This window comes from Vreelandella nanhaiensis (genome assembly GCF_003990185.1).
GTDB classification, from domain to species: domain Bacteria; phylum Pseudomonadota; class Gammaproteobacteria; order Pseudomonadales; family Halomonadaceae; genus Vreelandella; species Vreelandella nanhaiensis.
Genome location: NZ_RZHF01000002.1, coordinates 1 through 11315, shown reverse-complemented (window position 1 = coordinate 11315; position 11315 = coordinate 1). Strand labels below are relative to the sequence as shown.

Here is an 11315-nt window from a genome sequence, read left to right as displayed (position 1 = left end):
GTTAGAGGCTACCTCTTTTGGCCTCCACTTAGCGGTGAAGCGACACGGCATCAGTCAGCTACCCAGGGATGGCGGCCAGAAGCGCGAGAAGAAGCTCTTCAAGCATTACCCGATCGGCTACCTGCATATTGACATTAGTGAGGCCCGCACCGTGCTGACCGATAACGGGACTCAGTTTGCGAAAAAGGCAGGCACAGAAGCCTATAAGCCATCTATCTTCGATGTCGTCTGTTACCGTCACGGAACCGAGCACCGGCAGACAAGGCCTTTCCATCCCTGGACCAACGGCCAGGTTGAGCGGATGAATCGTACGCTCAAGGAAGCCACCATCCGGACGTTTCACTACACCTCGTTGGCCCAGCTCCAGTCTCACTTGGAGGATTATCTATAGGCTTATAACAATGCTCACCCTCTCAGGGCGCTTAAAGGCAAGACTCACATCGGATTTATTCTAGAACAGTGACAAAAAGAGCCCGAAAGATTTTATGATGATCCAAACCATTACTTCACGGGACCAAACAATTACCTAAAGATTGCTGGCTGCTGCTGGACGAGGCCTATCATGATTTTCGCGAGGATGCCGACAGTGAGTTTGGCCGCCGCGTACTGCCTGGTGTGGTGCGGGTTCGCACGCTGTCCAAAGCACACGGGCTGGCGGGCCTGCGAGTAGGCTTTACCATTGCCGAACCAGAAGCATTGGTAGTGATGATGAAGGTGCGTATTCACTACACAGTATCAACACTGACCCAGGCCGCAGCAGAAGTTGTGCTCGACCATCCAAACGAGGTGCAGGCTCATATCAAGGCGGTTCGCCAACGGCGTGAAAAACTGACAGCACACCTATCGAAGTTAGGCGCTGATATATTGCCGAGTGCCACTAATTTTGTTTGTTTGCGCCTACCGAGCCCCGAACTGGCGGCGCAAATACACCATAACTTGCTTGAAGAAGGCAAACTGATTTCACGTCCTGCAGACCCAGCCCTTGGGCATATACTTAGGATTACTACTTTGGCAGACGCCTTAGTACCGGGTCGGCTGGCTACTCTGGAAAGAAGTTTAACGATTGGGTTTTGACCTGACACTCCCTCTCCCTATACACCTGCCGCGCTGTGGGCGAGGGCGGGGATAGTCAGCACCGTTCCATAGGTTAACCCCTCTAGTCCAGCGGATCAGTCGATGTATGTCAAGTTAGTCTCCCAGCTCTCGCTACTGATCTCGATAGCTGTCCTCAACGCTGCTTCATCGCCCGCCCTCAAGGCGGCATAGATCGCTTGATGGTCCTTCAGGGCGACCTCCGGCAATGTCTGCATAGAAGTTTCCAGTGCGGCCTCTATCAGTTGGATCAAGGTTTCACCCACCCGAATGGTCATTGGGTTATGGGTCGCTTGTAGGATCGCTCGATGAAAGGCGACATCGTGACGGGCTGTCTGCTCTCCGTTGGTAATTGCCGAGGCCATAGCATCGATGGTCTGTTGAATGCGGACATGGTCTTCCGGCTTAGCATTATCCATAGCTTGCCGAGTATAAGCGGGTTCGAACATTTTACGGAATTCAAGCACATCGCGGGTCATGCCTCGGGCAAGGATCATACCGAAGGCCATTGGATCCACTAGTGGAGCACCTGGCTCGCGGCAGATTATGGTTCCCTGGCCCCTCTTGACCTCTACGATGCCGATAGCCTGCAGCATCTTGATAGCCTCTCGAACGCTCGACTTGCCTATCCCCAAAGTCTGGGTCAGCTCGGTTTCCGATGGTAAATAATCGCCAGGGAGAAGCTCTCCTCGAATCAGAGCGACCTTGATCCGTTCAAGCAGTTGCAAGGCGACCGAGCTGCGATCAATGGAACTACCTAAAGTCTCGTTTGAAGAGAGCTGCAGGGTGGGCTGGCGTTTCAGATTCATGCTGACATCTCATGTTGGCGTGGCGTTCAACATCGAAAAACTCTGTTTGGTCAATAGATTAATTCCTATCCAGTTAGTTAGACGATGCTTATGGTTATTCGTCTTTTTATTTCTTACTTGCAGACGACTTGAAATCGAGTCTAGTATAAATTCAAACAGAAGACATCTGACGTCTGATTAATAAAGTGATGTCACAAGTCTGAAGGTCACATGACCTACACGGTGATAACAATGACAAAAATGAATACAAGTGCCCGAGTTATGATCTTCACCACTGGCGGAACGATCGCAAGTAGCCTAGATGATTCCGGCCGAAACCGGTCAGGTGAGCTACAGGGTGAAGTGCTGATTAGCCAGGTCTCGCTCCCTGAAAACACGGCCATCGACGTTGAGGTTTGTTCCTTACTACAGAAGCCCAGTAACGCTATCAGTCTCAACGACTTGATGAACCTGCGACAAGCGTGCATAGACCTTGCTGAGAACTCTGACGTGGCAGGCATCGTCATTACGCATGGCACCGATACTCTCGAAGAAACTGCGTACTTTCTCGACATTACTCTGCCAGTTTCTCCTACTATCGTGCTAACCGGCTCCCAGCGCGCCCCCCATGAGTCCGGCACGGATGCTTTTCGCAATATAGCCGACGCTGTGATGGTCGCCGCAAGCAATCAGGCCCGCGGCCTTGGCGCTTTGGTGGTTTTCAACCAGTCGATCTTTTCTGCCCGGCAGGTGCGCAAAGTCAACAGTTTTCAAGTCAACGGTTTCGCCTCGCCCGAGACAGGCCCACTCGGTTATGTCGATGGCGCAAGAATAAACATCGCGATGCGACCCGCTCGCCATGAGAGGCTTAAACTTCTCAGTGATGCCTCGCTGCCACGGGTAGACATCATCCCTGCCTATTTAGGCGCCTCACCTATCCTATTGGAGAACGCTATTGCCAGTGGAGCCACTGGTCTAGTGATCGATGGTCTGGGGCGTGGTCATGTTCCTCCAGAATGGTTAGCTGCTGTCTCACATATTACTGATCGAGGTATACCGGTGGCGATTGTTAGCAACTGTCATTCCGGCTCAGTCCATGCAAGCTACGAATTTGCGGGCAGCCTAGCAAGCCTTGAGGCGGTCGGCGTCATCCCCGTACCCGATCTGAGCGCTCGTAAGGCCCGCATTGCCCTATCGGTACTCCTTGCCTCCGCAGACGTTGAAATCGCCGTAAAACTACGAACCCTGACGGCCTGAGCATGGCCGGCAACATGCTCCGCCTGGCCTCATCAGGCTGAAAGGGCCCGTACAGAGTACGGGTGACGCCGGGTTACTCCAGTGTCAAACATCAAGCGAAGACGCACACCAACAACCCAACAAGGTGCTGACAATGAAGAACAAACTGACCAAGGTGTCACTAGTGGCAGCGATTGCCGCTGCCTCCTTCGGCATGAGCCAGGCTCAGGCCGCCGATTACACCTTCAGCTTCGCCCACGTATTAATTGAGGGTACTCCCAACGGGCAGGCAGCACTTCGCTTCAAGGAGGAAGTAGAAGAGAAGTCTAATGGACGCATCGAGATCAACGTGCTGCCCGCAGCTCAGGTCGGCGGCGACGTAGAAATTATCGAGCAGATCCAGATGGGTTTGGTTGATATCGGCATACCACCCACCGCCACACTCGGGAATTTCGAGCCGCGCATGCAGATTCTCGACCTTCCGTTTCTGATCGCCGATTACGACACCATGGTATCAACCCTTGATGGAGAAGTAGGTCGCGAGATCCTTGACACATTGAGCGGACATAACATGTATGGCGTTAATTTCTGGGGCGCCGGCTTCCGCCACATGACTAACAACATCAGGCCAATTCATGGTCCTGAGGACCTCGAAGCCATTCGCATGCGCACCATGCAAGCGCCGATTATTATTTCCACCTACGAGAACTACGGCGCTAATGCCACCGCGATGGCCTTCACCGAAGTCTACAACGGTCTGCAGCAGGGGGTCGTGGCCGGTCAGGAGAACCCCTTGGCCAACATCTACACGATGCGCTTCCATGAAGTGCAGGACTACCTGTCACTAACCAATCATGCCTACCACGCCTACGCAGCAGTGATTAATCAAAACTCTTGGGACTCACTACCAGAGGATCTCCAGTCAGTGATGCTAGACGCTTTCGACAGTGGGCGTACTGCCTCACGTGAGCTGACACTGCAAGATGAAAAGACCATTCTTATGGCCATCCAGGACGAGATTGCGATTAATGAAATCACTCCTGAAGCTCGCGAGGCCTTCATTCAGGCGAGCATGCCGGTACATGAGGAGTACGAGAGCGTAGTCACCACTGAACTTCTTCACAAGGTTTATGACGCGGTAGGTATTAAGTACTAATTCTGCTGCCCACTTCAATGTCTCTCTAACCCGGTGCACTCACCATGTTTGAAGCGCTTAACAAGGTGATTGATTTCCTGGAAAGTGTGGCGATGGTCGCGTTCATGTCGATCGCGACCATCATTACCACCATCCAGGTCGTCTATCGCTACGGTTTCAATGGCTCCCTATTCTGGGCTGAGGAAGTCGTCATTTACTCTATTATCTGCATGAGCTTCGTGGGGGCCAGCATGGGCGTCAGGCATGGCGTGCATATCTCCGTTGACGTGCTCAATGCCATCGTCTCACCCGCCATCAACCGCTGGTTACATATCATTGCTGCCGTGTTAGGCATCATCTTTGCCGGCTTCATGGCTTATTACGGTTTTGATCTCTACTTCAACACACTAGGGCGAGGACAGCTGACAGCCGCCTTACGTCTGCCGATGGCCTGGTTCTATCTACCCATCGGCGTATCGGGAATCCTACTGATACTGCGTTATCTGTGGGTCATCCATGAAGCCTGGACCAAGCCGCCGGTCACTCTCGCCGAAGAGCTCGCCGCCGAAAAAGACAAGCTAGTTTAACGACTGGAGATCCTCATGATCACGGCACTTCTTCCCATCTTCTTCGCGGTATTGCTCCTAGGACTGCCAATCTTCGCAGCGCTGTCCTTTTCAGTCTTCTTGGCTATTGAGTTCTTCGGCACCACCAACCCAGTCATCGTGCCGATGCGCATGTTTACTGGGATGAACAACTTCTCCTTGATGGCTATCCCGTTCTTCATCCTAGCCGCCGAACTGATGCGCATTGGAGGGTTATCCGACCGGCTCATCAACCTAGCCAAAGCGCTGGTCGGATGGGTACCGGGGGGCCTAGCCGCGGCCACTGTGCTCTCCTGCCTGTTCTTCGGGGCAATCTCCGGGTCCAGCCCTGCCACGGTTGTGGCTATCGGGTCGATTATGTTCCCTGCCCTGGTGGCAGCTGGCTACGACAAGCGTTTCGCTATCGGCCTAATCGCCACTGCGGGTACCTTAGGGCCTATTGTGCCGCCCAGCATCGCACTGATTATCTATGGTTCGGTAACCGGCACCTCAGTCGGCAGACTGTTCGCGGCGGGCCTACTACCAGCGATCCTGATCGGCTCGATGCTGATCGCTTACTGCATTGTCTACTCTTCTTTCAAAGGCTACGAACGTTCGCCTTTTCCGACGTTGCGTCAGATAGGATCCGCGTTCAAGTCTGCTGCCTGGGGCTTAGGCCTACCGCTCATCTTGCTCGGAGGAATCTACAGCGGTGTATTCACCCCCACGGAGTCCGCTGCAGTGGCCTGCATGTACGGGCTGTTCGTGGGCATGGTGGTCTATCGCAGTATCGACTTCCGCACCCTGCTCGGCACCCTGCGCAGTTCTGGCCTGATCTCGGCCACCCTGCTTTTGATTACTGCTGGCGCCTCAGCCTTTTCTTGGCTATTAGCAATTACCGGTACCCCGACCCAACTGGCTAGCCAGGTTCTTTCCCTCACTGATGACTCGTTCCAGGTGATGGCTCTGTTTAATGTCGTGATGATCATTGCAGGCTTCTTCCTCGACAGCGCCTCCGCGATCATCGTGCTTTCGCCGCTGCTGCAACCAATCGCAGCCCAGGTCGGTATCGATCCCGTTCACTTCGGCGTCATCACCCTAGTCAACTTCTCTGTCGGCATGATCACCCCGCCAGTCGGGCTGAACCTGTTCGTAGCCATGGCGATCTCGAAAATGTCGCTACAAGAGGTTTTCAAGGCCTGCCTGCCGCTGATCCTGATTATGCTGATCGCTTTGATCGTCATCACCTATGTGCCCTGGATCAGTACCTATCTGCCATCACTGATCTATTGAGGAGGTCAGCCATAATGCAAGTGAGTTCATCCCTAGCAAGTGCGATCGATGGCGAACTCTTCTGGAACGACGTCAAGGCTCAGGCACAGATAGGCGCCCTCTTCCCTCGAGGTATTCGCCGCTTGGCTCTGGACGACCAGGACAATCGAGCCCGTCTGTGGCTGATGGAGCAAGGCGAGACACTTGGCTGCAGCGCGCATTATGATGCCCTAGGCAATGTCTTCCTGCGCCGGGAGGGGCGGGATCCCTCATTGCCCCCGCTTCTTATAGGCAGCCATCTTGACAGCCAGCCTAGCGCCGGGGCCTACGACGGTACCCTAGGCGTAGTGGCTGGCTTAGCGGTGATCCGGGCCCTGGCCGAACGACAGATCGAACACGCACGGCCGGTCGAGGTAGTTTCATGGACTAACGAGGAGGGCGCGCGATTCGCCCCAGGAGCTTCCGGTTCCTCGTGGTTTGCCGGTCGGCGCGACGCTGAGACGATTCTCGCCATGCAGGATGATGACGGTACCACTTTTAAGACGGCGCTGGCCGACTGCGTATCGCTGCTGAAGGCCCACGGTGCCCATTTCCGGCCCACTCCCGTCGTGCCCCATGCCTTCTTGGAACTACACATCGAGCAAGGCCCCGTATTGGAGGATCAGGGGGCCCCTGTATGTGTCGTCACTGGTATTCAAGGTGTCCACTGGTATGAGATCGAGGTCACCGGCCAAGCCAATCACGCAGGCACCACACCGGAGACGTCGCGTCGTGATGCCTTCATGGGCGCCCTAGCGCTAGTCGACGCATTGAAGAAGGCCGTAGTAGCTCATGATGATCAAACTCGCTTTACCATTGGTAGGTTTGCGCTGTCGCCTAACTCGGTGAACACCATTCCCCAGCAGGCCCGCTTCACTATCGATCTTCGCCACCCCGATCCGGTTGTGCTGGAGGCATTGGATACCGCCTTTCGGGAGCTGGCAAAACGGGAGTGGTCCGGTTGCACAGCGCGCCTGGAAGTGACCTCACGGGTAGAACCGGTGGCCTTTGACGAACATCTCGTAGCCGTCCTCGACGAGGCCGTCAAGACCTACTGGCCGCAGGCCCCACGGCTAGTATCCGGCGCATTCCACGATGCCATTCACCTTGCCCACCTCTGCCCCACGGCGATGCTCTTCACCCCCTGTCGTGCGGGCGTCAGCCACCACCCTGATGAACACATCGAGCGCGCCGATGCCGAGGTCGCAGTTCGCACCCTGGCCCATGCCGTCGAACAGTTACTACAGATAAGGAATAGTTGAAATGATCCAGACCATTGAAGCAGCCGTGGCCGCACAAGGTCTCACTCTCCCTTCGATCCCGCGCCCCCGCGGTGCCTTCCTACCCTGGTCACGGCTAGGCAACCAGCTGTTCCTTGCAGGCCAAATCTGCGAACGCGGCGGTGAGGTGCTTTATCCCGGCAAGGTGGGCGCCGAGTTCGACCTCAAGGCGGGCAAGCTCGCTGCCCAGGCCTGTGCGCTCAACCTGTTGGCTTCGCTGAGCGATGCGGTGGAGGGCGATATGAGCCGCGTCGTTCGATGCGTGCGCATGAACGGGTTCGTCAACGTGGCACCTGGGTTTCACGACGTGCCACTGGTGATCAACGGCGCCTCGGAGCTGTTTATCGCGATGTTCGGCGAGAACGGACGCCATGCCCGCACGGCCATCGGCGTCGCCACCCTACCTGGCAACGCCGCTGTCGAAGTCGAATCGATCTTTGAGATTCACGCCTGACTCCAAGGAAACACGCTATGACCGACTCTCTCCGGAAGCGTCCACTCCGCGAGCAATATGCAGGGCTACGCAACGGCACGCTCACTGCCTCCAGCCTGGCCGAGGCCTCGCTGGAGGCCTATCAAGCTCGCGGCCAGCATGACAATGCCTACCTGACCTGGAACGGTGAGGCCGCGCTGGCCTTCGCCCAAGCCACCGATGCGGTTATCCGCCAAGGCGGGGATGCTGGAGCCCTGATGGGCATTCCAGTTTCCATCAAGGACATCTATGCTGTGCCGGGCCTGCCAACCTATGCTGGCTCGTCCCAGCGACTCCCCCCGCAGTGGGAACAGCCTGGCCCCATGGTCGCCGCCCTGCTCGCCCAGCTGCCTAGCGTCATGGGCAAGACCCATACGGTGGAGTTTGCCTTTGGTGGGCTCGGCACCAATACTCATTGGGGTACCCCCCGCAATCCTTGGGACAGCCAAGCCCACCGCACGCCCGGTGGCTCCAGTGCCGGCGCAGGGGTGTCTTTGGTCGGCGGGACCGCGAGTCTTGCCTTAGGCACCGACACCGCCGGATCGGTGCGTATCCCCGCGTCCATGACCGGAGTCGCGGGGCTAAAGACCACCGCCGGCCGCTGGCCGACTAACCAGATCGTGCCGCTCTCCACCACCCTAGATACCCCGGGATTACTGGCCCATCGCGTAGACGACCTAGCCTTCGCCTTCGACGCCCTCGATTGCACCCTAACGCGCTGCACTGCCCGCGTCCCGGCACCGCCGGCTCTGGCCGACCTGACTTTCGGCGTACCCGGCGCCTTCTTCTGGGACGACTGTAGCCCTGGTATTGCCGAAACCGTCGAGGCGGCCATCCGCCAGCTCGAGGCCGCCGGGGCGCGCGTGGTCACCCTGGACCTCCCCCATACCGACGAGGCCTACACGTTGTTCCAGCAGGGGGGGCTGGCCGCGGCCGAGCTAGCGGCCTTCCTCAAGACTGAGGTCCCCGAGATGATCGAGGCTCTGGATCCCAACGTCGCCGCCCGGGTCAGGGCCGCCGACGACATGCCAGGCTGGGAGTACGTCCGCCGACGCGCCGTCATCGACAAGTTGTATGCCTCGGCCGCGACGCGCCTGTCAAACGTGGATGCCATGATTACCCCCACCGTGGCGATCACACCACCCACCCTGGAAAGCCTTCTTCCTGAAGGTGCCTACATCAAGGCGAACATGCATGCGCTGCGCAACACTGTAATCGCCAACTTCATGGGCCTTTGCGCGCTGACCATCCCGGTAGGTAAGGACAACGCCGGCATGCCGGTCGGGCTTCAAGTGCTGGCCAGCCCCTGGCAGGATGCTCGGCTGCTTGCCATCGGCCAAGCTATCGAGAAGGAGCTGGGCACCGGCATTGCTCTGCTCGGAGAGCCTCCCCCCCTCTAATTTACTGCCCGGCCGGAGAATACTTACTTACTTTCACGCAGCAGGACATTTAGGAGCTGAACGCGAATGACTGACTGGACTCAGATGACCCTGGCAAGCTTTCAGCTCTCATTGTCCCGTGGCGAACTCTCGCCGCTAGACTGGTGGAGGGCCTGCCGAGAGCGCATCACTGCAGTGGAGCCAACCCTCCAAGCCTGGGAGTTCTTGGCGCCCGAACCCACCATCACGGAACATGATAGCAGGCAACCTAGATCGGCCCTTTGCGGGGTCCCAGTCGGCATCAAGGACATCATTGACACGACCCGAATGCCCACTACATGGGGCACCCAAGGCTATCACCGGGTCAACGGTGCCGACATGGATGCAGCCATTGTCACCCAACTCACTCGCCTCGGCGGCCTGCCCATGGGCAAGACGGTGTCGACTGAATACGCCTACTTCCAGCCCAGCAAGACGCGCAATCCCCATGACCCTACACGCACCCCAGGCGGCTCCTCAAGCGGCTCGGCGGCCGCTGTCGCTACCGGCATGGTTCCCGTTGCACTCGGCACCCAGACCGTGGGTAGCATCATCCGTCCCGCCAGCTACTGCGGCGTGGTCGGTTTCAAACCCACCCACGGCACGCTGAGCGTAGCTGGAGTGAAGGCACTTGCCCCTTCACTGGACACCCTAGGCTGGTTCACGCGACACATGGAGGACACGCGCACGCTATTCACTATCCTCACTGGCAGTGAGCCGATCACCGTCTCGACCCGACTCGACGGCGTACGCGTCGGCCTCTGCCGCGTACCGAGCGATCCGCCGCCATCGCTGGAGACCATCGCCGCTTTAGAGACCGCCGCCGCCAGAATGGCCGCACTCGGAGCCGAACTTAATCCCATCGATCTCGGTGCGTCATTCGATGCGCTCGTGTCACACCAGAAGGTCATCCTGGCCTATGAAGCTACACGCGCCCTGACCAGCGAGCGAGATCGCTTTGAGCCGTCAATGAGCCCGGCTCTGATATCGCTACTTGACGAGGGAAGAAACCTTTCCCTGGCGCAATATTGGCAATCTCAGCAGGCTGCCGAGTGCTCTAGGTCGACACTGTCGCAATACTTTGCCGAGCACTTCGACATTCTTCTCTCCCCCAGCGCCCCAGGAGTGGCCCCTCAAGGTCTCGCTAGTACCGGCGACCCAGTCTACTCGCGAGCCTGGACTATGCTGGGGGTTCCCTGCATAAATCTGCCACTACACTGGACGCCGCAGGGGCTTCCCGTCGGCATCCAACTGATCGCCGACCGCTATCAAGATCAGCAGTTGCTGAGTATCGCCAGTGCCCTGATGCCATGAGTAATTGCCACCAATTCCTATCAGATGGAAGTGCTAACAGGATCCACTTCAGGCCCATTAAACAGTCTATGGTCAGCATATCTAACACACCAAAACCATGCTAACGCCCATCGAGAGGGTGATCTCCAGCAGAGAGTTCTCACTTCCTATTATCTATTTTTGCCTCGACGCTAGAGCAACGTTGCTCCAGCACGACCCGGGGACAGCCGACGCATCCAACCCGGTACGATTAGCTGCGCCCAGGCCATAGCGGGAAAGTGTTTTGAGGCGCAGGCGCAACAAGTGCGTGCTTATTACCCAGTATTGCCTGACGAGTTTCCTTAACTTTTGCGACAGCTTCGTAAAAGTTCTTTTGAGCACGTTTATATCTTCGCCCGCCGAAAAATAACGTGGCCAGCGGCACAGCAACAAGCCTCGCAAAGAAAATCACTTCTAGTACGGTTCGCACAAAATCGGGGGGGCGACATTAGCCCGGTAATAGCCCGTATTCCCTGAAGCGTGGCATAGCCTAAACCTCCCGCAACGACCATCCGCAAGGCGCCCAGGGGCTCGGCGAGCTGGTGGGCGTAGACCGCGTTGTCCGCGACACGCACCTTGCGTACGCCTTCAAGCTTGGCGGCTGCTTCAGCAGCGGCTTGAACGCCTTCACCGGCGACCAGCACGTCAATATCGCCCCCTATCGCGT

General features: G+C 57.2%; 10 protein-coding genes and 2 pseudogenes. 10 read left to right on the top strand and 2 right to left on the bottom strand.

Going from position 1 to position 11315, the window contains the following annotated elements; translation table 11 throughout:
• On the top strand, positions 1–391 hold a 391-nt coding region (locus tag ELY38_RS00340), incomplete at its 5' end, for an integrase core domain-containing protein (protein ID WP_148113534.1).
• Between the two features lie 131 nt (positions 392–522).
• Positions 523–1074, top strand: a pseudogene (locus ELY38_RS00335) (aminotransferase class I/II-fold pyridoxal phosphate-dependent enzyme); the annotation flags it as partial.
• Between the two features lie 95 nt (positions 1075–1169).
• Here the strand turns inward: ELY38_RS00335 and ELY38_RS00330 are convergent.
• On the bottom strand, positions 1170–1901 hold the full coding sequence (locus ELY38_RS00330) for a FadR/GntR family transcriptional regulator (protein WP_127059543.1): 732 nt from the start codon (positions 1899–1901) through the stop codon (positions 1170–1172).
• Between the two features lie 231 nt (positions 1902–2132).
• On the opposite strand from ELY38_RS00330, the gene ELY38_RS00325 reads away from it, so the two are divergent.
• The 8 genes from ELY38_RS00325 to ELY38_RS00290 all read left to right on the top strand — a co-directional run bounded on the left by ELY38_RS00325 (position 2133) and on the right by ELY38_RS00290 (position 10630).
• Positions 2133–3137 (top strand): asparaginase, encoded by a 1005-nt coding sequence (locus ELY38_RS00325; protein WP_246009029.1) that lies wholly within the window; start codon positions 2133–2135, stop codon positions 3135–3137.
• Positions 3138–3270: 133 nt separating this feature from the next.
• Complete coding sequence (locus ELY38_RS00320) at positions 3271–4272, top strand: TRAP transporter substrate-binding protein (protein ID WP_127059542.1); 1002 nt, start codon at positions 3271–3273, stop codon at positions 4270–4272.
• Positions 4273–4316: 44 nt separating this feature from the next.
• The gene (locus ELY38_RS00315; protein WP_127059541.1) at positions 4317–4838 is read left to right on the top strand and encodes a TRAP transporter small permease; all 522 of its coding nucleotides are present in this window, start codon (positions 4317–4319) and stop codon (positions 4836–4838) included.
• Between the two features lie 15 nt (positions 4839–4853).
• The gene (locus ELY38_RS00310) at positions 4854–6128 is read left to right on the top strand and encodes a TRAP transporter large permease (RefSeq protein ID WP_127059540.1); all 1275 of its coding nucleotides are present in this window, start codon (positions 4854–4856) and stop codon (positions 6126–6128) included.
• Positions 6129–6142: 14 nt separating this feature from the next.
• Entirely contained in the window at positions 6143–7408 is a 1266-nt protein-coding gene (locus ELY38_RS00305) for a M20 family metallo-hydrolase (RefSeq protein ID WP_127059539.1), read from the top strand.
• Between the two features lies 1 nt (position 7409).
• Positions 7410–7880 carry a RidA family protein gene (locus tag ELY38_RS00300; RefSeq protein WP_127059538.1) on the top strand — a complete coding sequence of 157 codons (471 nt, stop codon included), beginning with the start codon at positions 7410–7412 and terminating at the stop codon, positions 7878–7880.
• Between the two features lie 17 nt (positions 7881–7897).
• The gene (locus ELY38_RS00295) at positions 7898–9298 is read left to right on the top strand and encodes an amidase (protein WP_127059537.1); all 1401 of its coding nucleotides are present in this window, start codon (positions 7898–7900) and stop codon (positions 9296–9298) included.
• A 66-nt stretch (positions 9299–9364) separates the two neighbouring features.
• A complete protein-coding gene (locus ELY38_RS00290; RefSeq protein WP_127059536.1) occupies positions 9365–10630 on the top strand; it encodes an amidase in 1266 nt (421 codons plus the stop codon).
• A 443-nt stretch (positions 10631–11073) separates the two neighbouring features.
• Here the strand turns inward: ELY38_RS00290 and ELY38_RS00285 are convergent.
• Positions 11074–11315, bottom strand: a pseudogene (locus ELY38_RS00285) (electron transfer flavoprotein subunit alpha/FixB family protein); the annotation flags it as partial.

Coding starts and splice junctions, on each gene's coding strand:
- ELY38_RS00300 (WP_127059538.1), top strand. CDS start 7,410: ATGATCCAGACCATTGAAGCAGCCGTGGCCGCACAAGGTCTCACTCTC.
- ELY38_RS00315 (WP_127059541.1), top strand. CDS start 4,317: ATGTTTGAAGCGCTTAACAAGGTGATTGATTTCCTGGAAAGTGTGGCG.
- ELY38_RS00320 (WP_127059542.1), top strand. CDS start 3,271: ATGAAGAACAAACTGACCAAGGTGTCACTAGTGGCAGCGATTGCCGCT.
- ELY38_RS00295 (WP_127059537.1), top strand. CDS start 7,898: ATGACCGACTCTCTCCGGAAGCGTCCACTCCGCGAGCAATATGCAGGG.
- ELY38_RS00330 (WP_127059543.1), bottom strand. CDS start 1,901: ATGAATCTGAAACGCCAGCCCACCCTGCAGCTCTCTTCAAACGAGACT.
- ELY38_RS00325 (WP_246009029.1), top strand. CDS start 2,133: ATGACAAAAATGAATACAAGTGCCCGAGTTATGATCTTCACCACTGGC.
- ELY38_RS00305 (WP_127059539.1), top strand. CDS start 6,143: ATGCAAGTGAGTTCATCCCTAGCAAGTGCGATCGATGGCGAACTCTTC.
- ELY38_RS00310 (WP_127059540.1), top strand. CDS start 4,854: ATGATCACGGCACTTCTTCCCATCTTCTTCGCGGTATTGCTCCTAGGA.
- ELY38_RS00290 (WP_127059536.1), top strand. CDS start 9,365: ATGACTGACTGGACTCAGATGACCCTGGCAAGCTTTCAGCTCTCATTG.